Here is a 24416-nt window from a genome sequence, read left to right as displayed (position 1 = left end):
CTAGAAGGGCGGTGGGTTGGCCTCGTAGTCCGCACGGTTGAGCGCTCGCTCGCGTGCGATTCGGTAGGCGCGGTTCTGCGCGCGGGAGCGGGAGCGCTTGGGTGCGGCGAGTTCGCGATGCGGGCTCGGCGGCGGCATCGTGATCGGCCCCAGTTCAGCCGTGCGCACCGCGAACTGTGGAAAGTACAGGGCGCTGTCGGGCTTGGTCGTGTACGTCCGCCCGTTGGGTGCGGTGATCGTGATGGTCCCGTCGGGATGCTGCTGATCGGTCCAACCGCCCGGGCCGCAGTGAAAAGTCTTGATCAGGTGGTGGATTCGGCAATACAACTTCGTGTTGGACGGATGCGTCGGGCCGTAGGGCCACGGAGTGGTGTGGTCGATATCGCAGTGCGCAACCGGGACAGTGCAGCCGGGCCAGCGACACGTCAGATCACGGCACCCGATGAAGTCGGCGAGCGTGCGGGACGGATGATAGCCGCGTTCGGTACCCAGATCCGCTGCCTCGGGCACGGGCCGAACGTCGGCCTGCGGCATGATTTCCTGAATCTGTTCGGCGTGCACGATGCCGTAACCGGGGATCAGCGCCGGGCGCTCGGCCTCGCAGGTGACGGTGCCCTGTTCGGCGTGCACATGGATCATGATGTGCCCCTTGGGCACCTCGTTGCCTGCGGCCGGGCAACCGTCGTTGCCGCACAGGCACGGGATGCTTGTCGCGCCGAGAGTCAGGGGCTCGACGGAGTCGGCTCGGCGCTCATCGACGGTGCGCGGGTCATCGGGGCACACGGTGCGCGCCAACGCATCCAGGCCCTGATCGAAGACTGCGCCCTTGGCGGCATCGACGCGGCCGTGGATCTCGACCATGCCGTCACCGATCGGTTCGACAGTGATACTGCGGCGGCGGCGCGCCTCCCGCGCCCGGCGCACCGCATCGGGGTCGACGTCGACGACCATCGAATCGACCAGATCGCCGATGCGGTCATCAGACAGCGCGTTCCACGACGGAGCCCGCTCGGCAAGATGAGCATCGATGACCGACATGATGTCGGGATCGAGAATCAGAGCCGTGCGATTCAGGATGACCCGAAGCACCCGCAGATCCACGTCGCCGGCTGCGAATACCGCGGCGAACCCTGGGAGCCTGACGATCAGGTCACGGCCCTGGGTGATCAGCGTGCATGCCCGGCCGCGGCTGATCCCGAGCTCGATACCGACCTCGGCAGCCACCAGTTCCCAGTCGTCCACGATCCGGTCCTCGAAGCTGTGGCCCAGCTCGGCCATCCGCGCCAGGGCGAACGTCCCCGCTTCGATCAACTTGTGCGCGATGGCCTTGCGTTCGGCCCGAAGCTGATCGCGCGCAGCATCGAGGTGGACGGCGACACCTCGGATCTCGAACATGTGTTCGAGTATGCCACGCGGGTGTGACAAGTTTTTGTCATGTCTCAAGACATCGGTGACAGTTCTGTATCAGGACATCGGTGACACTTCGAGGGTTCTTGGTGGTGACACTTCTGCGCCGAGGCTGCGGGGGTGGCTGTTAATGAACCTATCGATCCTCGTGTCCGGTTGGCGATCTCACAGTGGCCTGATGACGCGCCGCGTGGGGCGGTCTCGACGTTCTGCGCCGAGCACGGCATCTCCCGAAAGTCGTTCTACGCGTTACGTCAGCGCGCGAAGACCGATGGGCAGGCCGAGGTGCTCGAACCCATGTCTCGGCGGCCGAAGTCGAGTCCGTCGAAGTTAACTGAGGAGGTTAGGCAGCAGGCCGTGGCCGTGCGTGCCGCTCTGGAGGCTTCCGGCCGCGACCATGGACCGATCAGCGTGTACGACAAAATGCACGCGATGGGCCTGCCGCAGGTCCCTTCCATCGCAGCGTTGGCACGGATCTTCCGTGAGGCCGGTGTGGCTCGTCTTGAGCCCAAGAAGAAGCCCCGTTCGGCATGGCGACGGTTCGTCTACCCGGCCCCGAACGCGTGCTGGCAAGTCGACGCCACCCAGTACGTGCTCACCGGTGGCCGCACGTGTGTGATCTTCCAACTCATCGACGACCACTCCCGCTACGCAGTGGCCTCCCATGTGGCGTGGACAGAGACCGCCGAAGCGGCCATCGCAGTGTTTGACAAGGGCGTGGCAGCCTGTGGTGTTCCCCAACGGTTATTGTCGGACAACGGAATTGCGCTCAACCCCTCGCGGCGTGGCTACCTCGGCCGACTCGTCAAACACCTCTCGCGGCTAGGGGTTCAGGCGATCACCGGAAAGCCCGACAAGCCCACCACGCAGGGCAAGAATGAACGCTTCCATCAGACCTTGTTCCGCTACCTCGACAAGCAGCCGCTTGCCAGCACGCTGGCCGAGTTGCAGGCCCAGGTCGACGCGTTCGACGACATCTACAACACCGAACGTCCCCACCAAGGGCTGCCAGGACGCGTCACACCGCGCACGGCCTGGGAGGCAATCCCCAAAGCTGAACCACCGCGCCCCAGGCCCGACGCGCCGGTTCTTCCAGCGGTCACCACACCGCGCAGGTCTGCGCCCACCGACCTTCCCGCCGGCACCACCGTCGCAACCCTGACCAGCGCCGGCGCATTCGTCCTCGCCGGAGTTCGCTATCAAGTCGACGGTGGGCGCGGTTTCGAACAGGTCTTGGTGGTCGTCGACGGCGAGAAGATCACCGTGGCTGACCTGGACGGCGAAGTCCTCATCGAACACACCCGACCCGCACCGGGGGTGAAGTACGTCGGCAACGGACGCCCCCGCGGTCCACGCCCCAAGAACGAGAAACCGTCACCGATGTCCTGAGACATCCACTGTCACCGATGTCCTGATGCAGAACTGTCACCGATGTCCTGAGACATCACAGGTGTGACAAGTTTTTCCGTACCGACGGCCCGCGGTCAGCGACGCCGGGCGAGCAACCAGGCCTGCCCGTCGCCCTCCCCCGCGGCCAGCTCATCAAGGCCGGCGAACGCCGAGCGCAGTTCACCGGCAACAGCCCGGAACCGCCCAGGCGAGGCGCCGACCTCGCTGAGCACACAGATGGCCAGTAGGCCGCCTGGCTTCAGCCGGGCGGACAGATCCGCAAAGAGGTCGGGTTCGCGGAACTTGTGACACAGCACCACATCGGCCGGGTCGCCGGGCGGTAGCCCGCCATCGAGATCGACAGTGTCGAAACGTGCTGTGACACCGTGTTGTTCGGCCAGCACCCGAGCCTGTCCGATGGCGATTCCCGAGACATCGACGGCGTGTACGTCCAGACCGCGTTGCGCCAGCCACACCGCGGCACCGCCTGCACCGCAGGCGATCTCCAGTGCGGTGCCGCGGCGCGGGAACAGGTCCTTGTAACCGACGAACACCGTGGGCAGCGCGGGTGTCGGCGCCGCGTCTCGGTCGATGTACGCCGCGTCCCAGCGGGTGCGGTCGGTGTCGCCCACTACTCGACGGCGTTCTCGACCATCTTCGCCGCGATCTGGGCCGCCTCGTCGCCCGCGCCGTAGCTGCACGCCCAGGCCTCCACGATCACGTTCGTGACCGCGGAGAGCGCATGCTGGCATTCCCAGCCGTCGGCGTCATCCTGGGTGGTGATCTGGGTCAGTACCGTGTCGGTGGCCGTCAGATCCTCGATCTGCCAGGTGTAGCTGTCCATCCCGTCGTCGATGGCGATCGACGTCCCGGCGCACGCGTCCCAGCTGGACTGCGCACTGTCGAAGAAGCGCTGCGCCTTGTCCGCCGACGGGTAGAGCACCGCGGTCTGTTCCACCCAGTGCGCGTTGTCGTCGTCGGGTTCGCGCGACACCTGGTCACGGACCGCGGTGTACCCGCTGTCCCCGTAGACCGGCTGTTCGGCGCCGAAGATCGAACCGAGGCAATCCGGTTCGGACACATCGCTGGAGTGGTCGACCATCTGGTCGAGCTCACCGGTGACCTCCATGGTGTCCGAGCCCATGATGTCGTTGATGTCGCCGATGGACAGCAACACGTCGTCGAGCTGGCTCTCCTTGAGCGGCGGCGCGTCGACGGGCGCCGCGTTCTGGTCCCGGACGGCCTGACCGGTGACCGTGGCCGAACAGCTGGTCAGCAGCACGCACCCGATCGCCGCGGCGACGAGGGCAGGACGGGCATACCGCGCGCGCGGCGATACTGCGGCACTGTTCACCGCGTCATTGTGACCGATGGCGGCCCCGGAGTCACTTCTTGGCTTTGTCGCCTGCCGCATCGGTCGACAGCGCGGCGACGAACGCCTCCTGGGGTACCTCGACCCGGCCGATCGTCTTCATCCGCTTCTTGCCCTCTTTTTGCTTCTCCAGCAGCTTGCGCTTACGGGTGATGTCACCGCCGTAGCACTTGGACAGCACGTCCTTGCGGATGGCCCGGATGTTCTCGCGGGCAATGATTCTCGATCCGATGGCCGCCTGGATGGGCACCTCGAACTGCTGGCGCGGGATGAGTTCCTTGAGCTTGGTGGTCATCTTGTTGCCGTAGGCCGCCGCGCCGTCCTTGTGCACGATGGCGCTGAACGCGTCGACGGCCTCGCCCTGCAGCAGGATGTCGACCTTGACCAGGTCGGCCTCCTGCTCACCGGCCTCCTCGTAGTCGAGGCTGGCGTAACCGCGGGTGCGCGATTTCAGCGAGTCGAAGAAATCGAAGATGATCTCGCCGAGCGGCATCGTGTAGCGCAGTTCGACGCGCTCCGGGGACAGATAGTCCATCCCGCCCAGTTCACCGCGGCGGGCCTGGCAGAGCTCCATGATGGTGCCGATGAACTCGCTGGGCGCGATGACCGTCGTCTTCACCACCGGCTCGTAGACCGCGCGGACCTTGCCCTCGGGCCAGTCCGACGGGTTGGTGACGATCATCTCCGTGTTGTCTTCCTTGACCACGCGGTAGACGACGTTGGGCGCGGTGGAGATCAGGTCGAGGTTGAACTCGCGCTCCAGGCGCTCCCGGGTGATCTCCATGTGCAGCAGCCCGAGGAAGCCGCAGCGGAAACCGAACCCGAGCGCCACCGAGGTCTCCGGCTCATAGGTCAGCGCCGCGTCGTTGAGCTGCAGCTTGTCCAGGGCCTCGCGCAGCACCGGATAGTCCGAGCCGTCCACCGGGTACAGGCCCGAGTAGACCATCGGCCGGGGCTCGCGGTAGCCGACAAGCGCTTCGGTGGCACCGTGCCGCGCCGAGGTCACGGTGTCGCCGACCTTGGACTGCCGGACGTCCTTCACACCGGTGATCAGGTAGCCGACCTCGCCGACGCCGAGCCCGTCGGAGGCCTTCGGATCCGGGGAGACGATGCCGACCTCGAGCAGCTCATGGGTCGCCCCGGTGGACATCATCTTGATCTTCTCGCGGGGATGGAGCTTGCCGTCCACCACCCGGACGTAGGTCACCACACCGCGGTAGATGTCGTAGACCGAGTCGAAGATCATCGCCCGTGCCGGTGCGTCGTCCTTCCCGACCGGGGCGGGGACCAGACGGACGACCTCGTCGAGCAGCTCACGCACGCCCATACCGGTCTTGCCGGAGACCCGCAGCACATCGCTGGGTTCACAGCCGATGATGTGGGCGATCTCGCCGGCGTAGCGGTCCGGGTCGGCGGCGGGCAGGTCGATCTTGTTGAGTACCGGGATGATGGTCAGTTCCCGGTCCAGGGCCAGGTAGAGGTTGGCCAGCGTCTGCGCCTCGATGCCCTGGGCGGCATCGACCAGCAGCACCGCACCCTCACAGGCCTCCAGGGCCCGGGACACCTCGTAGGTGAAGTCGACGTGACCGGGGGTGTCGATCAGGTGCAGGACGAAGTCTTCGCCATTGACCTGCCAGGGCAGCCGGACGTTCTGCGCCTTGATGGTGATACCGCGTTCCCGCTCGATATCCATCCGGTCCAGATACTGGGCCCGCATATCGCGGTCGGCGACCACCCCGGTGATGCCGAGCATGCGGTCGGCCAGCGTCGACTTGCCGTGGTCGATATGAGCGATGATGCAGAAGTTCCGTATCTGCGCCGGCGCGGTGAACGTCTTGTCGGCGAAACTGCTGATGGGAATCTCCTGGTCCTGGCGTGATCGTGTAGTCCCAGGGTATCGACAGCGGGCCCGCTGGACACAATCGGGCATGCGGCGCCCTCGCTATGCTTGGCGGCTATGGCGTCCCAGTGGAAGGCCTTCCAGAGGTTTGCGGAGAAACTCGTGTTCAGCGAGGCCCCGAAGCTCATCCGCCAGCTGCCCAACCCCGAACGCGTCCTTCAACAGGGTCTGCGGATCGGCATGGAGGCGCTGGCAGCCCAGGCCAACCCGTCGCCGGCCGCCCTCACCAGTGGACGACCGGTGACCAGCACCGGCGTGCCCACCGCACAGCGGGCCCGGCGCATCTCCTACTCCCCCGACCTGGACGGCCGGGCCGATCCGGGCGAGATCGTCTGGACCTGGGTGGTCTACGAGGACGATCCGACGCGCGGCAAGGACCGCCCGGTGCTGGTGGTCGGTCGCGATCAGCGCACCCTGCTCGGACTGATGCTGTCCAGCCAGGACCACCATGCCGGTGACGACGGCTGGGTCGGAATCGGGACGGGCAGCTGGGACTACGACGGCCGGCCCTCCTGGGTGCGGCTGGACCGGGTGCTCGACGTGCCCGAGGACGGCATCCGCCGGGAGGGTGCCATCCTCGACAAGGATCGTTTCGAGATCATCGCGACCCGGTTGCGCGCCGAGTTCTCCTGGAGCTGAATCAGCCGACCGGGACGCCCGCCCGCACGAGCGGCAGCACCCCCTCGCCGACATGGCGGATCTCGTCGGCCTGCGGGTAGCCCGACAACACGAACTCGCTGATGCCGAGGCGGGCGTATTCGGCGAACACGTCGGCCACCTGCCGATAGCTCCCGATCGCCGCGGTGCCTGCGCCATCGCGCAGCAGGCTCGGCCCGGCCCACAGCCCGGGATGGACTTCGAGACTGCGGGCATCGACCAGTTCGCCGGTGGTCAGCGCCGCCATCCGGCGCTGACCCTCCGATCCACTGGCCAGGTAGCGCTCGTGGGCGCGACGCACCTCATCGGCGGACAGCCCGGCGATCAGCTCGTCGGCACGCCGCCAGGCCTGCTCCTCGGTGGGGCGCGCCACCGTGTGCAATCGCAGACCGAACCTCAGCTCCCGTCCGCGTCGTGCGGCGGCGTCGCGCACCCGCTCGATCTTCTCGGCGACCTGCTCCGGCGGCTCACCCCAGGTGAGATAGACGTCGGCGTGCTCGGCGGCGACCTCGATGGCCTCCGGTGAAGACCCGCCGAAGTAGACGGTCGGCAGGGTGTCCACCGGGTACGCCATCCTGGCCGCCGCCACGTCGTAGAACTCGCCGCGGAAGCTGAACTCCGGATTGCTCCAGGCGCCGCGCACCACCGTGAGGAACTCTGCGGTGCGCCGGTACCGGGCGGCCTTGTCGACGCCGTCGCCGTAGCGGCGCATCTCCAGATCGTCACCGCCGGTGACGATGTTGAGCGCCAACCGATTTCCGGTGAATCGCTGGTAGGTGCTGACCTGCTGGGCGGCCAGCGTCGGCGACAGCACTCCAGGGCGGAACGCCACCAGGAACTTGAGCCGGCGGCTGTGTTGCGCCAGTGCGGCGGTGGCCAGCCAGGAATCCTCGCAGTGCGAGCCGGTCGGGGTCAGCGCCGCCTCGAAGCCGAGATCCTCGGCGCTGCGCACCAGCGCGGTGAGGTTCTCCAACGTCGGCTGAAGATGCGACTGCACCCGCTCCGAGGCGCTACCCCGATTGTCCGCGATGGTGGTGGTGTCGCCATGGGTCGGCAGGTACCAATGGAACTTCATGGATGACGATTTTCAGATGACACGTTGCAAAGATACTCGCGTGCAAACACTTTGAGCAGATCAGAGCTACTTCGGATCAGCCAGATCACTACTCTTTCGCCGATCCGCCGGCATGCGTAGCTTCGGTACGTCCCTCGACCGTGGTCCGAAGGCGAACCTCACAACCCCACCAAACCGCAAGACGGATCCAGCTGCGATCAACCCACATGTGTTGCCACACAACGGAGCGCGACGCCTCGCGACCGAAAGCCGTTCGACCAAGAGAGCATTCCCGTGATCGAGATCGAAAACCTGACCAAACGGTTCGGTGACCGCACCGTCCTCGACGACATCTCCCTGTCCGTCGGCAGCGGAGAAATCCTGGCCGTGGTCGGGCCCAGTGGCGCCGGCAAGAGCACGTTGTCGCGGTGTGTCAGTTTCCTGGAGCGTCCCACCAGCGGCACCGTGCGGGTAGACGGGAAGGACTTCTCCCGCCTCGACGCCGACGAGTTGGTGACCGCGCGGCGCAGTGTCGGGGTGATCTTCCAGACCGCGCCGCTGCTGCGGCGCCGCACCGTGGCGCAGAACATCGCGCTGCCCCTGCAGTACCTGCACGCCACCGACGGCTCGGTCGACACACGGGTCACAGAGCTGCTGGACCGGGTGGGCTTGAGCGATCGTCGCGAGTTCTTCCCGGCTCAGCTGTCCGGCGGGCAGAAGCAGCGTGTCGGCATTGCCCGCGCCCTGGCGCTGGGGCCGTCGAATCTGCTGTCCGACGAGGCGACCTCGGGTCTGGACCCGGCCACCACGAAGTCGATCCTCAACCTGCTCAGTCATCTTCGCGACGAGTTCGGTCTGTCGATCATCCTGATCACCCACGAGATGGAGGTGGTCCGGGAGGTCGCCGACTCGGTGGCACGGATCGAGGACGGCCGCATCATCGAACGCGGCTCCGTCGAGGACATCATCCTGGACCCAGCGTCGCCGCTGGCCCACGAACTCCTGCCGGACCGGCCCGGCGTGGCGCTGACCGGAGCCGGTGACGTCTGGGAAGTGTCCTACGCGTCCCGCGATGTCCCGCTGGACTGGCTGACCTCCATCCAATCGATCCCGGGCCTGGCGAGTACCCGGGTCAGCGTGCTCAGCGCCAGTGTCGAGGCCATTCGCGGGGTCGCCGTGGGCCGCGCCGTGCTGGCCCTGTCCCCCACCACCCCAGCCGGTTTCGAGCGGCAGCTGCGCGACCGCGGCCTGCACGTACGGAACGTGAACACCACCTCCGACGAGGAAGCGGCGTGAACTATCTGGCCCAGGACGACTTCAGCACACCGTGGTCCAGGGTGCCCGATCTACTGCTGCCCGCCTACGGCCAAACCTGGCTGATGGTGGGTATCACGATGGCGCTTGTCGTGCTGATCGGCACCCCGGTCGGCATCGTGCTGCACAACACCTCGAACCTCGGGCTGTTTCCGGACCCGCGGGTGTTCAATGTGCTGAACACGATCGTCAACGTCGGCCGTTCGCTGCCCTTTCTCATCCTGATGGCAGCCATCATCCCGGTCACGCGATTCATCGTCGGCACCACCATCGGTGTCGCGGCGGCGATCGTCCCGATGACGGTTGCGGGCGTGCCGTTTTTCGCCCGCCTCGTCCAGAACGCGCTGCGCGAGGTCCGCTCGGATGTGACCGATATGGGTCTGGTGTCGGGCGGATCCCACGTCCAGGTCATCCGGTCGGTACAGCTGTCCGAGGCGCTGCCTGCGCTTGCCGGGGCACTGACGGTCAACACCATCGCCATGATCGAGTACTCGGCGATCGCCGGTTCCATCGGCGCCGGTGGTGTCGGGCACCTGGCAATCACCTACGGCTACAACCGCTTTGACGACAACATCATGATCGCCACGGTGATCGCGCTGATCCTCACCATTCAGCTGGTGCAGTTCACCGGGGATCGTGCCGTCAAAGCGCTCACCCGCTGACCCCGTACACCCCATTCAAACAGAAGGAACGACTGTGGCAGATCAGAGCAGCACTCCCGGCCTGGAGATCGAGATCAAGAAGCGCACGCGGTGGCCCTGGGTCGCGGGCGCGGTGGTGGCGGTGGTCGCGATCGCCGGCGGAGTGGCCTACGGTCAGCTCTCCCACCGCGACAAGCCGTTCGGCACCGAGCTCGAGGTGGCAACCTGGAGCACCGATATCGCCGCGGAGAACCTGCTGGCCTACATCGCCGAGAATGTCGCGCCCGAGCACGGCATCACCATCAAGCCGGTCCAGATCGACAATCTCATCGAGATCAACCGGGCCGTCGACGCGGGCACCGTGGCCGGGAACTTCTTCGAACACCAGCCCTTCCTCAACGACGCCATCGCCGCCAACGATTTCGAACTCACCTTGGCCGCACCGACATTCACCTGGGATCAGGCCACCTACTCCGACAAGTACAACAGCTGGGATGAGCTGCCCCGCGGGGCGAAGGTCGCGCTGCGCGACGATCCGGCGGGTCAGGCCATCGCGCTGCTCGACCTGGCCGAGGCCGGCCAGATCACGCTGAAGCCGGGCAAGGACACCGTCGCGGGGCTGCCCCAGCTCGATGATGTCGCCACGAACCCGAAGAACTACGAGTTCGTCCAGGTGCCGATCGGGCAGCTGGCCCGCAGCCTGCCCGATGTCGACGCCGTCGTCGTGCACATCTCCGACGTGTACGCGGCCGGCCTTCGCGAGGATCAGATCCTGGACCGTCACCCCGCGCCGGAGGGCAGTGAGGGCGGCCTGGTGGTCAGCAACAAGCATCTCGACGACCCGAACGTACAGAAGCTGATCGCCACCTTCGAAGATCCGAGGATCGCCGAGTTCCTGGAGACCACCGACAATGCGCTGATTCGCGACACCCTGGGACCGATCGGTGCGTCCGGCACCGAGAGCGCGGAATCCACGTCGTGAACAGCAAGAAGCCGCTCTACTACTCGGCGTTCGTCATGAACACCGCCTCCCATGTGCTGCACGGTCTTTGGCGGGCACCGGAAGCGCAGAACCACAAGTTCAACTCGCTGCGGCACTGGACGTCGCTGGCCGCCGAGGTCGACAGCGCCGGCTACGACCTGCTGTTCTTCGCCGACGTGTTCGGTCTGCGGGCGCCGTGGAACGGCAACTGGCGCAAGTCGGTCGAGGGCGGGATCCAGATCCCGGTCAACGATCCCTCCGTACTGGCGTCGGCACTGGCGGCGGCGACGGACAACCTGGGCATCGTGTTCACCAGTTCGATCATCCAGGACCACCCGTTCAACTTCGCCAGAAGAATGTCCTCGCTGGATCACTACACCGAGGGCCGGCTCGGCTGGAACATCGTCACCAGCTTCAACGCCAACATGTTTCGCAGCTTCGGCCACGAAGGCACCCTCGCCCACGACGAGCGCTACGAGTGGGCCTACGAATACGTCGACGTCGCCTACAAGCTGTGGGAGGGCTCGTGGGACGAGGACGCGCTGGTGCAGGACAAGGAGCGCAGCGTGCACTCCGATCCGGCCAAGATTCACAAGATCAACCATGTCGGGCAGCGCTACAGCGTTGAGGGGCCGCATTTCACCTCCCCGTCCCCGCAGCGCACGCCGGCGCTCTTCCAGGCCGGCTCGTCGCCGGCGGGCCAGCTGTTCTCCGCCCGAAACGCCGAAGGCGTCTACATCGGGAGCCCCACGCCGGCCGACGCCTACACGCTGACCACCGAAACCCGGGCGCTGGCCACCGAACACGGCCGCGACCCGCAGGACATCACCTTCGCGCAGGGCCTGTCGTTCGTCATCGGTGACAGCCATGCCGACGCGATCCGCCGCAACGACGAACTCAAGCGCTATCTCGATCTGGAGGGCATCGCCCTGCACGCGCTCGGCGATGCCGGTATCGACGCCGGTGGTCTGCCGCTGGACACCCCGATCAGTGAACTCGGCGAGTTCACCGGCATCCAGAGCTTCAAGCGCTGGGCCGCCGAGGTATCCGGCAACGAGGAACCCACCATCCGCGATATGGCCTGGGTGCTCGAGGGCGCCAACCGGGTGGTCGGCACGCCCGAGGAGATCGCGGATCGCCTGGAAGAGTGGCGGGAGGCCGGGGTCGACGGCATCAACGTCTACCACGCCACCGTGCCCCAGTCGTTCCGCGAGGTGGCAGACCGATTGTTCCCGACCCTGCGCGAGCGTGGGCTGATCGGCACCGACAAGTCGGGCACGCTGCGCCAGAAGCTGCTCGGGCGCGGTGACCGGCTGCCGGCCAGTCATCCGGCGGCCAGGTATCGCGGCGCGTTCACCGGCAACTCGCTGGCCGATCAGGTGCCGGAGCCCGCCCCGCACCAGCGACAGAGTATCGGCACCAGCGCCTGATCAACCCCGCGCGAACCGCACGTGCGGCAGGCCGTCCTCGATACTGACGCGGCACCGCACGCCGTAGACGGCGGCGATGAGAGGCTCGGTGAGCACCTGAACGGGGGCGCCGGTGGCCACGATCCGACCGGCGGAGAGCACCACGACGTGGTCGCAGAACATCGCGGCCAGGTTCAGATCGTGTAGCGCCACCACCGTGGTGACGTTCAATTGCCGCACCAGGGCCAGGATCTCCAGCTGGTGGGCGATGTCGAGGTGGTTGGTCGGCTCATCCAGGAGCAGGTGATCGGGATCCTGGGCCAACGCTCTGGCGATCTGGACCCGCTGGCGCTCCCCGCCCGAGAGCATGTGCCAGTAGCGGTCGGTCATGTCGACGAGCCCGGTGGCGGCCAGCGCGGCGTCGACCACCCGCGCGCCGTCCGGGTCGGCGCCGATCATCCCGGTGTACGGAATGCGGCCCAGCCGCACGACATCGCGCACCGTGACGTGCAGTTCGGTCTCGGCGTGCTGGGCGACCATCGCCACCCGGCGGGCCAGTGCACGCCGGGGCATCCGGGCCACCGGCTCGTGACCGAGGTGCACCGTCCCACGACTCGGCCGGTCCACCCCGGCCAGCAGTTTCAGCAGCGAAGACTTACCGGAGCCGTTCGGCCCCAGCAGGCCGACCGTGGCGCCGGGCGCCGGTTCCACCGTGACACCGTCCAGCACGAGCCGGCCCGACCGCGTCCAGCTGACCTGGTCCGCGCGCAGGGTCACGACGGTATCCCCCGACGGCGCAACAGGATCAGCGCGAACGCCGGGACACCCAGCAGCGCCGTCACCACACCGGTGGGCAGTTCCTGCGGCGCGAACACGGTGCGGGCCAGCGTGTCGACCCACACCATGAACACCGCGCCGAAGATGGCGACCGTCGGCAGCAGCCGCAGGTGCGCCGGCCCGACGACGAATCGCGCCGCGTGCGGAAGCACCAGTCCGACGAAGCCGATGGCGCCCGCCGCGCTGACCAGTGACGCGGTGATCAGGGCGGTCATGACCAGCAGCACGATCCGCGCCTGCCGCACCGACACGCCGAGCGTGGCGGCGGCATCGTCGCCGAAGGCGAAGGCGTCCAGGGCGCGTGCGTAGGCCAGGCAGCACATCAGGCCGGCCCCGACGACGACGCTGCACACCGCGACATCGTTCCAGGACACCCCGGCCAGCGAGCCGAGGAGCCAGAACAGCACCCCGCGGGTCTGCTCGGCATCCGCCGAGGACAGCACGATGAATGATGTGAGCGCCGAAAACAGTTGGGTGGCCGCCACTCCGGCGAGCACCACCCGATCGGTACCGCCGCCCGCGGCGTGTGCCAGCAGCAGCACCACCCCGAAGGACAGCACCGCCCCGACGAACGCGCCACCGGACAGGGTCAGCGTGCCGGCACCCACGCCGAGCACCGCGATCAACACCGCCCCGGTCGACGCGCCCGAGGAGACCCCCAGCACGAACGGATCGGCGAGTGGGTTGCGCAGCAAGGACTGCAGGATCGCCCCGCACAGCGCCAGGCCCGCACCGCACACCGCGGCCAGCAGCACCCGGGGCAGCCGCAGTTGCCAGACGATGCCGTCCTGGATCCGGGTGGCACCCGACGGTCCGGCGCCCAGATGCTCGGCGACGATCCCGTACACATCGCGCACCGACAGTGCCGCCGGACCGATCGTGATGGCCACCGCCGCCGAGACGACCAGCAACGCCAGTCCGAGCACCCACAGGACGGGCAGCGAACGCGTACGCACGGTCAACGGCCGGGGGCGAATCCGAGCCGGCGCAGGCCGTCCGCCACCTTCTCGGTGCCGTCGACGGTCCGGATCGAGGGATTCAGATCAGCGCCGTTGACCACGATATAGCGCTTCCCCCGGACGGCGGTCAACCGCGAGGTCACCGGATTCGATTCCAGGAACGCGATCTTCGCCGCCAGCGCGTCGCCGTCGATGGTGCGCCGACTCAGGTCGGCAAGCACCAGCACATCCGGGTCTCGGTCGGCGATCACCTCCCAGCTCACCTGCGGCCACTCCTCGGTGGTGTCCAGGAAGATGTTGCGCGCACCGACGGTGTCGGTGATCACCCCCGGTGAGCCGCAGCAGCCGCCGAAGTACGGAGCCCGGATATCGGAGAACCAGTACGCCAGGTCGGCATCGGCGCGCAGCCTGCTGTCGCGCATCCGCTGCTCCAGACCGGCGATCAGTTCCTCTCCACGCTCGGGGACATCGAATATCCGCGCCAGATCCCGGATCTCGCCATAGATCGCATCCATCGTGAACGGCTCGGTGCGGGCACCGTCGGCGTTGACCGACACCTTGCCCACGCAGTCGCTCGGCGCAAGATAGCTGGGCACACCCAGCGAGTCGAACTGATCGCGGTCGGCGACACCACCCGGTCCCAGCGTCCCGGCGAACGATGCGGACACGAAGTCCGGCTCGGCGTCCAGCACGGTCTCCAGGGAGGGTTTGTTGACCGCCAGCTGTGGCACCTTGGCGTTGTCCTCGGCGAGGTTCTCCCGCACCGGATCCGTCCACGTCGCGGAGCCGACCATGCGGTCGGCCAGGCCCAGCGACAGCAGGATCTCGGTGGAGCCCTGGTTCAGCGACACCGCCCGCTGCGGAGGGGTGTCGATCACCACGTCACGACCGCAGTTCTGCACCGTGATCGGGAAACCCGCTGCCGTCTGACCGCGTTCGGCGGGAGCCTCGGGCTGACCGCACGCGGTCAGCACCACCAATGACGCCACGACGAGAATCCGGCGGCCGATCATCCCGGCTGCCCGACGTTCGCGAAACCCGCGGCGAGCTTCTCGACGGCGTCGACCTGCCGGATGCCCGGATCGAGCTCCGAACCGGTCAGCACCACATAGCGTTTCTGCTGCACCGCCGTCATGTTGCGGGTCACCGGATTGGATTCCAGGAAAGCGATTTTGGTGTCCAGCGCGTCACCGTCGATGCGCTTGCGACTCAGATCCGCGAGCACCAGCACGTCGGGGTCGCGATCGGCCAGTGCCTCCCAGCTGATCTCGGGCCAGTCCTCCGTGGCATCGGCGAACACGTTGGTGGCACCGACCTCCCGGGCGTAGAGGCCCGGAGCCGAACAGCATCCGGCCAGATACGGGGTGCGCAGCCCGGAAAACCAGAATGCGACGGTGGCACCCTGCTGCGGGATCGCCGGTGTGTCGCCGAGGCGCTGCCGCAGATCACGCACCAGCTGAGCACCGCGGTCCTGGACATCGAAAATTTGTGCCAGTTCCGTGATCTCACGAAACAGGGTGTCCATTTCCAGCGGTGCGGTGCGGGTCACCGTCTCGCCCTCCACCACCGCGTCGGTACACACCGACGGCGACTGGTAGGTGGGGATCCCGAGTTCGGCCAGACGGACACGTTCACCGACGACCGCCGGGGTGAAGGTGTGCGCGCTCGCGGAGGTGATGATGTCGGGTTCCAGATCGAGCACGGCTTCCAGGCTCGGGTCATTGTCCGCGAGGCGGGGTACCCGGTCGTTGTCGGCCGCCAGTTCGTTCAGCACCGGGTCGAACCAGGTCGAGGTGCCCACCATGCGGTCGGCCAGCCCGAGAGAGAGCAGGATCTCGGTGGAGGCCTGATACAGCGACACCGCGCGCTGCGGCGCGTGTTCGAAGGTGACCTCCACGCCGCAGTTCTGCAGTGTCAGAGGGTAACTGGTGGCGTCGGGGTGGTCGGCCTGCGACGGTGCAGGCGCCGGCGGCTCGGTGCGGGTACACGCGGTCACGAGGAGCAGCAGGGATACAAGCGTGATGAATGCACGCACGGCGGTGACTTCCTTCGGTGCAGGGCCCAGGCGCGGAGCCGTCGACGGTTCAGCGACCGCAGGCATTCGGGCTCAGAGGTCAGGCCTCATACCGTTGCGCGTCAGCTCCGGGTTCTCACCGGATTTCCCTGCAGGTCAGCACCCGCACTCTACCGCTTGCACCTCATCGTGGATTCCGCCACATCGGATACATGACGGGACCGCCGTCGGGCAGCTCGATCTCCCCGGTCACCTCGAAACCGAACCGCTGGTAGTAACCGATGTTGTCGGGATTGCTCGACTCCAGATACGCCGGTGCGAATTCGGCGTCGCAACGGTCCAGCCGGGACCGCATCAAGGCGTGCCCGAGGCCGGCTCCGCGCACCTGCGGGTCACTGCCGATGACCCCCAGATACCAGTGCGGCTCTTCGGGGTGCTGGTGTTTCATGAGTTCGGTGATCCGCATGCCGCGACGCACCGCGGTGCCGAAGGTCAGCAGCATGCTCGGCGCGGCGCGCAACTCCTCGACGGCGGTGTGCTGCCACTTGCCCGGCGGATCCCACAGTGCCGCGGCGCCGATGGTCGTCCCCATCGACGCGACCTCGACGCCACCGTGCGCCAGGTGGTGATGGCGGGTCAGCGCTGCGAACAGCTTGTGCAGCTTGCGCCGCCGGGCCTGCGCGTCGGGCAACAGCCACATCATCACCGGATCATCGAAGAACGCGCGGCCCAGCGCGTGGGACAGCGCGGGGATGTCGGCTCGCGCCGCGGGCCGCACCGCGACGTCGTCGGAGTTGTTCACGCCGTCCATTCAGCCCTGCGTGATGTACGCCTGCAACTGCTCCCTGGTGGACTCCAGCTCCTGCATGCGGGTCTTGACCACGTCACCGATGCTCACGATGCCGGCCAGCCGACCGTCCACCAGAACCGGGATATGGCGGACCCGGTTGTGGGTCATCGCGGCGCTGAGGCTGTCCACCGAGTCCTCGGGCGAACAGAACAGCAGATGTTTGGTCATGATCTCGCTGACCGGCCTGCTCAACAGATCCGCGCCGAGATCGTGCAGTTTGTGCACCACATCGCGTTCGGACACGATGCCCACCGGTCCGTCCGGGCCGACGACCACCATCGCACCGATGTTGCGGTCGACGAGGCCGGTGAGCAGCACGGCGACCGGTGTCTCCGGGGTGATCGTCGCGACGGCGGCGCCCTTGGCCTTCAGTACGTCGGCGATGCGCATGGCACCCTCCCCGGGTCAGAATGTGATCTCGAACACAATCCAGGCTACGTCGGATCCGTATCTGTTTGGTCGATTGAGTGGAACCCACGCCGATGGACGCGTATATGTGAGCCATGATCGAGGTGACGCTCCTGGGCACCGGCAGCCCCATCCCCGACCCCGACCGGGCAGGGCCGTCCACGCTGATCCGCGCGGGCGGCCAGACCTTCCTCGTCGACTGCGGTCGCGGGGTCCAGTTGCGGTTGGCCGCCGCCGGATCCGGCGCCAATGCGCTGACGGCGCTGCTGCTGACCCATCTGCACAGTGATCACATCGCCGATCTGGGCGACCTGATCATCACCCGCTGGATCTCCACGTTCACCCCGGATCCCGCACCGTTCCAGATCATCGGGCCGCCGGGCACCGCCGAGGTCGTGGACGCGACGCTGGCAGCGTTCGGTCGCGATATCGGCTATCGCATCGCCCATCACGCCGATATCACCGCGCCACCGGCCATCGAGGTGCACGAGTACACCGAAGGGGTGGTGTGGGACGCCGACGGCGTCCGGATTCTTGCCGCGCCCACCGATCACCGTCCGGTCGCACCGACCATCGGCTTCCGCGTCGAACACGACGGTGCGTCGGTGGTGCTGGCCGGTGACACCGTGCCGTGCGACAGCCTGGATGAACTGGCCTCGGGCGCAGGGGCATTGGTGCACACCGCAATCCGCCACGATCTCGTCGACGCGATGCCGCTGCAGCGGTTCCGCGATATCTGTGACTACCACTCATCGGTCGAGCAGGCCGCCGACACCGCCGCCCGCGCCGGGGTGGGCATCCTGATCCTCACCCACTATGTGCCGAGCCCCGCCCGCGGACAGTACGAGGACTGGCGTGCCCTGGCGGCGACGGTGTTCGACCGCCAGATCGAACTCGGCGATGACCTGCACCGGGTGCAGGTCCATCCCGGCGTCTGCTCCGCCCGTTGAGCAGTGCTCAGCGCGCCGCCAGTGCGAGAAGGTCGTCGACCGACCACTGATCGTCGGCGTGCGCGCCGTACTTGCGGGCACGGACGGTGCCATCGGGGTCGATGAGGAAATCGGCCGGTTTGCCGGCGTGGTCCTCGCCGGGTGAAAGCGCGCCTTTGAATCCGGTGTGCCGCAGTCCCCGCACCGCCGCGGCGAAGGCACCGGGATGCAGCACGGCGGCCAGCGACGACCCGACGCCGAACTCGGTGTAGACCAGACGATCCGGATCCGCCACCACCGCGAAGGGCAGATCGGCCTGGTACTCGCGGAGTTGGTCGGCCGAGGAGTGGAACAACACGACCTCGCGGACCCCGGCATCGGCGATCTCCTGGTGGCGACGGGCCACCTCACGCAGGTGAAGGCTGCAGATCGGGCAACCCGCGAAGCGCCGGAACTGGAGGTGCACGACGGAGTCCGCGGCGGGGACCGCCACGTCCGTGCCGTCGATGGTGGTCAGCGTCCGCGTCGCGATGGTGTCTCCGATGTCGAGCACTACGCGCCCCTCTCAATATTGAGTCAAGTGACTCCATTCCCATTGCCATCAGTATTGAGTAGTCTTACTCCAAATGTCAACGGTCTCAGATGGCAGCACACGGCGTCCCGGGCGCCCCTCGCTGCTCGATCGTCAACACGCGCTGGATCAACTCCTGAGCCTGTTCTGGCGCAAGGGCTATGACGCAGCGACACAGGAGGAGATGCTGTCCGCCACCGGGCTGTCCTCATCGACGCTGTTCCGGTCCTTCGGGAACAAGGCCGATATCCTCCGCGCCGTGTTGGGGCACTATGCCGGGTACGCATCGATCCTGTTCGCCCCGCTGGAGCGCGGCGATGGTGGAATGGCCGACCTGCAGACCTTCCTCGACAACATGCAGGACTGGCTACGTGGCCCGATGGGCCCGGCCGGATGCCTCGTCGTCGAGACGATGCAGAACCCGGTCAACGGCGACCCAACCATCAGGGCACTGACGGATCAGCACCTGAATCGCCTGAGCCAAGGCCTGCTCGCGGCGGTTCAACGGGCCGCCGACGCCGGCGAGCTCCAGGCCGCCGCACCCGCGCCCTTCGCCGCCGCACTACAGGCCGGTGTGCTGGGTGCGCTGTCACGCGCCCGCAGTGGCGACATGGACGACGCCGTCCGGCTGCTCAACGGCGTGCGATCACTCCTGCGCTGACCGCCACGCTGCGAAACGAAGCGGGTCAGGCCAGCCGGGTGATCTCCACGACCACATCGAGGTCCGTGGAGCCCTCCCCGGAGTAGATGCCCTTCAGCGGTGTCACATCGGCGTAGTCGCGGCCGACGCCGACGCTGATGTACTGCTCGTTGATGGCCTTGTCATTGGTGGGGTCGTAGTGCCACCAGTCACCCGTCCAGGCCTGGATCCAGGCATGGCTCTGACCTTCGATGGTGTCGCCCACCTTCGCGGTGCGCTTGGGATGCAGGTATCCCGAGACGTAGCGGGCCGGAATGCCCATGCCGCGCAACAGGATCAGCGTCAGATGCGCGAAGTCCTGGCAGACGCCCTTGCCCTCGCGCAGCGCGTCCAGGCCGGACGAGTGCACCCCGGTGGTGCCGGCAACGTATTTGAGCTCACCGTGCACCCAGCGCGCCGCCTCGATGACGGCTTCCTGCGGTTCGTGGTACTTGGCGATGCGCCGGCCCACCCGCTCGATGCGCTTGCTGGCCGGGGTGTAGACCGTCGGGGTGAGCAGTTCGTCGAAACGGTCGATCACCGCCGCGGTCTCCAGGTCCGCCCACGTCACCGTTGACTGTGGGGCATCCGGCTTCTCGGTCTCGACCACCGAGGATGCGGTGACCTCCAACTCGGCGTGCGGCGCATGCAGGTCGAAGGTCGTGACGGCGGTGCCCCAGTAGTCCACGTAGCGGTACTGCCTGGTGGCCGGAATGGTCTCCACCCGGTTGAGGATCACGTTCTGGCGCGAATCCGACCGCGGCGTCAGCCGCGCCTCGTTGAACGACGCGGTGACCGGCGACTTGTACGCATAGCCCGTTGCGTGGACCACTCGCATGCGCCACATCAGATCTCCCCCTCTTCGATGACGGTGCCACCCGCGCGACCGGCGTCGGTCCACGCCACCCAGGGCGCCGAGTGAAAGTACTGCAACGCCAGGGCGTCTCCGACTTCGACGCACGTCTGCTGCAGGGCCGCCAACTGATCCTCCAGCGACTCCAGTAAGGCGCCGGGCGGCAGGAACTCCAGCTCGCTACGGGCCCGGCCGAGCAATCGCTGCGCCTCGGCGGTCGATCCGACCCGACTGTGCCTGCGGTGCAGCAGTTCGTCGAGACTGTGCTCGGCCAATCGCAACGAATAGTAGATCGAGCGCGGGAAAAGCCGGTCCAGCAACATGAATTCGACGACCCTGCTGGCGTCCAGGACACCACGGTAGGTGCGCAGGTAGGTGTCGTGGGCGCCCGCCGAACGCAGCACCGTCACCCAGGCCGGTGATGAACCGCTGTCACCGACCCGCGACAACAGCATGCGCACCGTCATGTCGACGCGTTCGATGGCGCGCCCCAGCACCATGAAGCGGTAACCGTCATCGCGCGACAGCGTCGAATCGGCCAGGCCCGCGAACATCGCGGCCCGGCCCTCCACATAGGCCAGGAACTCGTGCGGGCCGAGCCGTCGGGCCGCACGTTCCCGCTCGGCCAGGGCGTTGTAGGTGGTGTTCAGGCACTCCCACATTTCGGTGGACGTGACCTCACGTGCGCCACGGGCATTTTCGCGCGCCGCGGTGATGGACTCGACGATCGAACACCCGCCCTTGGTGTCCTTGCCGAAGGCCACCAGATCGGTCAGCGACCAGACATCCAGCTGCTGTTCCGGGGGTTCGATATCGAGCACCTGCAACAACACCCGCGAGGTGTGGTCGGGGTCCACGCTGGAGTCCTCCAGCAGCTGGTGCACCACGACATCGAGGATGCGCGCGGTGTCGTCGGCGCGCTCGACGTAGCGGCCGATCCAGTACAACGATTCCGCGTTACGTGCCAACATCAGTCGACCACCGCCTGCTGTTGCTGCTGCTGTTGCTGTTCGTTCTGCGTGGACGTGCCCCGGAAGTCTCGGGTCTGCTGCTGTTGGGTTTGTTCGCCCTTGACCTCACGGCCGGCTTTGCCGTTGCGCGAAACCTTCTCGGCGACCGACGGTTTGCCGACCTTGGCGGCATCGGGCAGCGCCCGAACCACCTCGGCGGCGGCAAGCTCACGATCGGCGGCCGATGTCCGCGAGGCCAGCACCCAGGTGTCCTTGGAGCCGCCGCCCTGACTGGAGTTCACCACCAACGAACCCTCCGGCAGCGCAACCCGGGTCAATCCGCCGGGGAGCACCCAGACATCGTCACCGTCGTTGACCGCGAACGGACGCAGGTCCACATGGCGCGGCGCCAGATGGTCGCCGATCTGGGTGGGCACGGTCGAAAGTTGCACCACGGGTTGGGCGATCCAGCCCCGCGGGTCGGCGCGGATCTTCTTGCTGATGGTGGCGAGTTCCTTTTCGTTGGCGTCCGGACCGAACACGATGCCGTAGCCGCCGCTGCCTTCGACGGGTTTGATCACCAATTCGTCGACTCGGTCGAGGACCTCTTCACGTTCCTCGTCGAGCCAGCAGCGGAAGGTGTCGACGTTGGCCAGCAACGGCTTTTCGCCCAGGTAGTACTCGACGATGGTCGGTACGTAGGTGTACACGAGCTTGTCGTCCCCGACGCCGTTGCCGACCGCACTGGAGATCACCACGTTGCCGGCCCGGGCCGCGTTCAGCACGCCGGCCACCCCGAGCACCGAATCCGGCCGGAACTGCATCGGATCCAGATACTCGTCGTCGATGCGGCGGTAGATGACGTCGACCTGACGCTCCCCCTCGGTGGTACGCATGTACACGGTGTTGTCGCGGCAGAACAGGTCTCGGCCCTCGACCAGTTCGACCCCCATCTGGCGGGCCAGCAGCGAATGCTCGAAGTAGGCGGAGTTGTAGACGCCCGGGGTCAGCACGACGACGGTCGGATCGGCCTCATTGGTGGCCGCCGCCTTGCGCAGCGCGCGCAACAGGTGCGAGGAGTAGTCGCCCACCGCCCGAACTCGGTGGGAGGCGAACAGGTTCGGGAACACCCGTGCCATGGTGCGGCGGTTCTCCATCACGTAGGACACCCCCGACGGCGAACGCAGGTTGTCCTCCAGGACCCGGAACGTGCCCTGCGCGTCGCGGACCAGGTCGATGCCCGCGACGTGGATGCGCACGCCGTTGGGGGGCACGATGCCGACCGCCTCGCGGTGGAAGTGCTCGCAGGAGGTGATGAGCCGGCGCGGGATCACCCCGTCGCGCAGGATCTCCTGTTCCCCATAGATATCGTCGAGGTAGAGCTCGAGCGCCTTGACGCGCTGCGCGATGCCCTTCTCCAGGCGTGACCACTCGGCCGCGGAGATGACGCGGGGCACCAGGTCGAGCGGGAACGGGCGTTCCTGACCGGACAACGAGAAGGTGATGCCCTGGTCGATGAAGGCGCGGCCGAGGGCTTCGGAGCGGGCGGCAAGCTCGGAGGCGTCCGACGGCGAAAGTTCAGCGAAGATCCCCTTGTAGGGCCCGCGGACGTTGCCGTCGGCGTCGAACATCTCGTCGAAGGCCGCCGAGTATCTGCCCAGATTCTCATAGCCGTCGAAAATGCCGGCCTGGCGTTTGACGGCGCGGGAACCCGAGCGCGACGTGCGGGCAGTTTCGTTCGGCAGGGTTCGTAGGCTCACCACTGCCATGCTGCCGTAAGTCCGGCATTTCGGCAGGCCAGTCGCTCCGCTTTGGGGGTTTGGCGCCCCCGCTGGTAACCTGAACAACCGCTGCCCAGCCGCGATTGCACGGCGGGGCGTCCAAGACGTATCCCAACCGACGTTTTACGAAGGAACTACACGCGTGGCCAACATCAAGTCGCAGGAAAAGCGCATCAAGACCAACGAGCGTCGTCGACTGCGCAACCAGTCGGTGAAGTCGTCGCTGCGTACGGCTGTGCGCGGACTGCGCGAGGCCATCGACGCCGGTGAGAAGGACAAGGCGGGCGAACTGCTGGTCGTGACCAACCGCAAGCTGGACAAGGCTGCCAGCGCGGGCGTCATCCACAAGAACCAGGCCGCGAACAAGAAGTCCGCGCTGTCGCTGGCCGTCAACCAGCTCTGATTTCACCCCGCACACCCGCGCGTCGACGATCCACTGTCACGCGCGGGTTTTTGCGTGCCCGGGCTCGGTCGGAGTGCCGCTGACGCTCACGCGTCGGTGGCGAGTTCGGCGACCTTCCGCACGGCGGCCTCCAGCGCGTAGTCCGCATCGGCGGCCACGCCCTTGACATCGGCGTTCAGCGCCGCGACCACCCGCAGCGCTTCGGCCACCCGGTCACGCGACCAGCGCCGTGACTGCTTCTGTGCCTTCTGCACCCGCCACGGCGGCATACCGAGCTCGCCGGCCAACTGGTAGGGATCGCCCTGCAGCGAGCCCACCCGGGCGATGGTGTGCACCGCCTCGGCCAGCGCATCGGCGAGCACCACATGCGGTTCCCCGCTGAGCATGGCCCAGCGCAATGCCTCCGCCGCTCCGGACATGTCACCCATGACCGCCTTGTCGGCGATGTCGAAGCCCTTCACCTCGGCCTTGCCCTGGTGGTACTGGCGCACCGCGGCGGCATCGACGGTGCCGTCGGTGTCGGCTACCAACTGTGAGCACACCGCCGCCAGTTCGCGGATATCCGAACCGACCGCGTCGAGGATCGCCGTGACGGTGTCATCGTCGACCTTGACCTTCAAGGTCCGGAACTCGCGGCGCACGAAGTCGGCGCGGTCGCCGGGTTTGGCGATCTTCGCGCACGGATGCACCTGAGCACCAAGTTTTTTGAGTTGGTCGGCCATCGCCTTGGCGCGACCTCCGCCGGAGTGCACCACCACCAGCTGGGTACCCGGCGGCAGGTCGGCCGCCGAGCTGACGATCAGGGCTGCCGCCTCCTTACCGGCCTCACCGGCGGATTCCAGCACCACGACCCGCTCGTCGGCGAACAGCGACGGGCTCAGCAGTTCGGCGAGCTCGCTGGTGCTCACCTCACCGGCGCGCAACCGGTCCACCGGGACATCGACCGTGCCCGCCTTCTTGCGGGCGGTCTTCAGGACACCGGCCACCGCACGCTCGACGAGCAGTTCCTCGTCGCCGAGGACGAGGTGCAGTTCCGCGGTGTCTGTCACCCAAGGAT

25 protein-coding genes are annotated in these 24416 nt (G+C 67.1%); 9 read left to right on the top strand and 16 right to left on the bottom strand.

Features of this window, described 5'->3' with window-relative positions; translation table 11 throughout:
- The gene (locus EXE63_RS25880; protein ID WP_168144293.1) at positions 1-1395 is read right to left on the bottom strand and encodes an HNH endonuclease signature motif containing protein; all 1395 of its coding nucleotides are present in this window, start codon (positions 1393-1395) and stop codon (positions 1-3) included.
- Positions 1396-1527: 132 nt separating this feature from the next.
- On the opposite strand from EXE63_RS25880, the gene EXE63_RS25875 reads away from it, so the two are divergent.
- Entirely contained in the window at positions 1528-2796 is a 1269-nt protein-coding gene (locus EXE63_RS25875) for an integrase core domain-containing protein (RefSeq protein ID WP_168144292.1), read from the top strand.
- Positions 2797-2891: 95 nt separating this feature from the next.
- On the opposite strand, the gene EXE63_RS25870 is transcribed toward EXE63_RS25875, so the two are convergent.
- Genes EXE63_RS25870 through lepA form a run of 3 tightly spaced genes read right to left on the bottom strand, consistent with a single transcriptional unit; the run spans position 2892 to position 6098 of the window.
- Entirely contained in the window at positions 2892-3428 is a 537-nt protein-coding gene (locus EXE63_RS25870) for a class I SAM-dependent methyltransferase (protein WP_168144291.1), read from the bottom strand.
- Entirely contained in the window at positions 3428-4150 is a 723-nt protein-coding gene (locus EXE63_RS25865; RefSeq protein ID WP_234904270.1) for a sensor domain-containing protein, read from the bottom strand. The genes EXE63_RS25870 and EXE63_RS25865 overlap by 1 nt, the downstream gene beginning before the upstream one ends.
- Positions 4151-4181: 31 nt before the next feature.
- Positions 4182-6098 (bottom strand): translation elongation factor 4, encoded by a 1917-nt coding sequence (gene lepA / locus EXE63_RS25860; protein WP_234904269.1) that lies wholly within the window; start codon positions 6096-6098, stop codon positions 4182-4184.
- 27 nt (positions 6099-6125) lie between these two features.
- Here lepA and EXE63_RS25855 point away from each other — a divergent pair, with 27 nt between their 5' ends.
- The gene (locus tag EXE63_RS25855; RefSeq protein WP_168144289.1) at positions 6126-6707 is read left to right on the top strand and encodes a type II toxin-antitoxin system PemK/MazF family toxin; all 582 of its coding nucleotides are present in this window, start codon (positions 6126-6128) and stop codon (positions 6705-6707) included.
- Position 6708: 1 nt separating this feature from the next.
- Here the strand turns inward: EXE63_RS25855 and EXE63_RS25850 are convergent, their stop codons facing one another.
- Positions 6709-7800, bottom strand: coding sequence for an LLM class flavin-dependent oxidoreductase (locus tag EXE63_RS25850; RefSeq protein WP_168144288.1), 1092 nt, complete (start codon positions 7798-7800; stop codon positions 6709-6711).
- 273 nt (positions 7801-8073) lie between these two features.
- Between EXE63_RS25850 and EXE63_RS25845 the strand changes: the two genes are divergently transcribed.
- Genes EXE63_RS25845 through EXE63_RS25830 form a run of 4 tightly spaced genes read left to right on the top strand, consistent with a single transcriptional unit; the run spans position 8074 to position 12146 of the window.
- Positions 8074-9075, top strand: coding sequence for a methionine ABC transporter ATP-binding protein (locus EXE63_RS25845; RefSeq protein ID WP_168144287.1), 1002 nt, complete (start codon positions 8074-8076; stop codon positions 9073-9075).
- A complete protein-coding gene (locus EXE63_RS25840) occupies positions 9072-9755 on the top strand; it encodes a methionine ABC transporter permease (protein WP_168144286.1) in 684 nt (227 codons plus the stop codon). Before EXE63_RS25845 ends, EXE63_RS25840 begins: the two co-directional genes overlap by 4 nt.
- A 34-nt stretch (positions 9756-9789) precedes the next feature.
- A complete protein-coding gene (locus EXE63_RS25835; RefSeq protein WP_168144285.1) occupies positions 9790-10716 on the top strand; it encodes a MetQ/NlpA family ABC transporter substrate-binding protein in 927 nt (308 codons plus the stop codon).
- Between the two features lie 35 nt (positions 10717-10751).
- A complete protein-coding gene (locus tag EXE63_RS25830) occupies positions 10752-12146 on the top strand; it encodes an NtaA/DmoA family FMN-dependent monooxygenase (protein ID WP_168145779.1) in 1395 nt (464 codons plus the stop codon).
- On the opposite strand, the gene EXE63_RS25825 is transcribed toward EXE63_RS25830, so the two are convergent.
- The 6 genes from EXE63_RS25825 to EXE63_RS25800 form a co-directional block, all read right to left on the bottom strand.
- On the bottom strand, positions 12147-12902 hold the full coding sequence (locus EXE63_RS25825) for an ABC transporter ATP-binding protein (protein WP_168144284.1): 756 nt from the start codon (positions 12900-12902) through the stop codon (positions 12147-12149). It abuts the gene before it with no gap.
- Positions 12899-13924 (bottom strand): FecCD family ABC transporter permease, encoded by a 1026-nt coding sequence (locus EXE63_RS25820; protein WP_168144283.1) that lies wholly within the window; start codon positions 13922-13924, stop codon positions 12899-12901. Before EXE63_RS25820 ends, EXE63_RS25825 begins: the two co-directional genes overlap by 4 nt.
- A complete protein-coding gene (locus EXE63_RS25815; RefSeq protein WP_168144282.1) occupies positions 13921-14934 on the bottom strand; it encodes an ABC transporter substrate-binding protein in 1014 nt (337 codons plus the stop codon). The genes EXE63_RS25820 and EXE63_RS25815 overlap by 4 nt, the downstream gene beginning before the upstream one ends.
- Positions 14931-15956 (bottom strand): ABC transporter substrate-binding protein, encoded by a 1026-nt coding sequence (locus tag EXE63_RS25810; RefSeq protein ID WP_234904268.1) that lies wholly within the window; start codon positions 15954-15956, stop codon positions 14931-14933. Before EXE63_RS25810 ends, EXE63_RS25815 begins: the two co-directional genes overlap by 4 nt.
- Positions 15957-16119: 163 nt before the next feature.
- Positions 16120-16746: a GNAT family N-acetyltransferase gene (locus EXE63_RS25805; protein ID WP_168144280.1), complete on the bottom strand. Its 627-nt coding sequence runs from the start codon at positions 16744-16746 to the stop codon at positions 16120-16122.
- Positions 16747-17175 (bottom strand): CBS domain-containing protein, encoded by a 429-nt coding sequence (locus tag EXE63_RS25800; RefSeq protein ID WP_168144279.1) that lies wholly within the window; start codon positions 17173-17175, stop codon positions 16747-16749.
- 113 nt (positions 17176-17288) lie between these two features.
- Between EXE63_RS25800 and EXE63_RS25795 the strand changes: the two genes are divergently transcribed.
- Positions 17289-18143 (top strand): ribonuclease Z, encoded by an 855-nt coding sequence (locus EXE63_RS25795; protein WP_168144278.1) that lies wholly within the window; start codon positions 17289-17291, stop codon positions 18141-18143.
- A gap of 7 nt (positions 18144-18150) precedes the next feature.
- On the opposite strand, the gene EXE63_RS25790 is transcribed toward EXE63_RS25795, so the two are convergent.
- A complete protein-coding gene (locus tag EXE63_RS25790; protein ID WP_168144277.1) occupies positions 18151-18675 on the bottom strand; it encodes a peroxiredoxin-like family protein in 525 nt (174 codons plus the stop codon).
- Between the two features lie 73 nt (positions 18676-18748).
- On the opposite strand from EXE63_RS25790, the gene EXE63_RS25785 reads away from it, so the two are divergent.
- Complete coding sequence (locus tag EXE63_RS25785) at positions 18749-19354, top strand: TetR/AcrR family transcriptional regulator (RefSeq protein ID WP_168144276.1); 606 nt, start codon at positions 18749-18751, stop codon at positions 19352-19354.
- Positions 19355-19379: 25 nt separating this feature from the next.
- Here the strand turns inward: EXE63_RS25785 and EXE63_RS25780 are convergent, their stop codons facing one another.
- From EXE63_RS25780 to EXE63_RS25770, 3 genes are read right to left on the bottom strand one after another with little or no spacing between them, the layout of a single operon-like run.
- Positions 19380-20219 carry a transglutaminase family protein gene (locus EXE63_RS25780; protein WP_168144275.1) on the bottom strand — a complete coding sequence of 280 codons (840 nt, stop codon included), beginning with the start codon at positions 20217-20219 and terminating at the stop codon, positions 19380-19382.
- Positions 20219-21196 (bottom strand): alpha-E domain-containing protein, encoded by a 978-nt coding sequence (locus EXE63_RS25775; protein ID WP_168144274.1) that lies wholly within the window; start codon positions 21194-21196, stop codon positions 20219-20221. Before EXE63_RS25775 ends, EXE63_RS25780 begins: the two co-directional genes overlap by 1 nt.
- A complete protein-coding gene (locus EXE63_RS25770) occupies positions 21196-22944 on the bottom strand; it encodes a circularly permuted type 2 ATP-grasp protein (RefSeq protein ID WP_301335179.1) in 1749 nt (582 codons plus the stop codon). Before EXE63_RS25770 ends, EXE63_RS25775 begins: the two co-directional genes overlap by 1 nt.
- A gap of 154 nt (positions 22945-23098) precedes the next feature.
- Here EXE63_RS25770 and rpsT point away from each other — a divergent pair, with 154 nt between their 5' ends.
- Positions 23099-23359 (top strand): 30S ribosomal protein S20, encoded by a 261-nt coding sequence (gene rpsT / locus EXE63_RS25765; RefSeq protein ID WP_105364462.1) that lies wholly within the window; start codon positions 23099-23101, stop codon positions 23357-23359.
- Positions 23360-23445: 86 nt separating this feature from the next.
- Here rpsT and holA read toward each other — a convergent pair whose 3' ends face one another.
- Positions 23446-24408 (bottom strand): DNA polymerase III subunit delta, encoded by a 963-nt coding sequence (gene holA, locus EXE63_RS25760; RefSeq protein WP_168144273.1) that lies wholly within the window; start codon positions 24406-24408, stop codon positions 23446-23448.
- Positions 24409-24416 lie beyond the last annotated feature (8 nt).

Source organism: Mycolicibacterium frederiksbergense, from assembly GCF_012223425.1.
Taxonomy (GTDB): Bacteria; Actinomycetota; Actinomycetes; order Mycobacteriales; family Mycobacteriaceae; genus Mycobacterium; species Mycobacterium frederiksbergense.
This window is presented reverse-complemented; position numbering and strand designations above follow the sequence as displayed.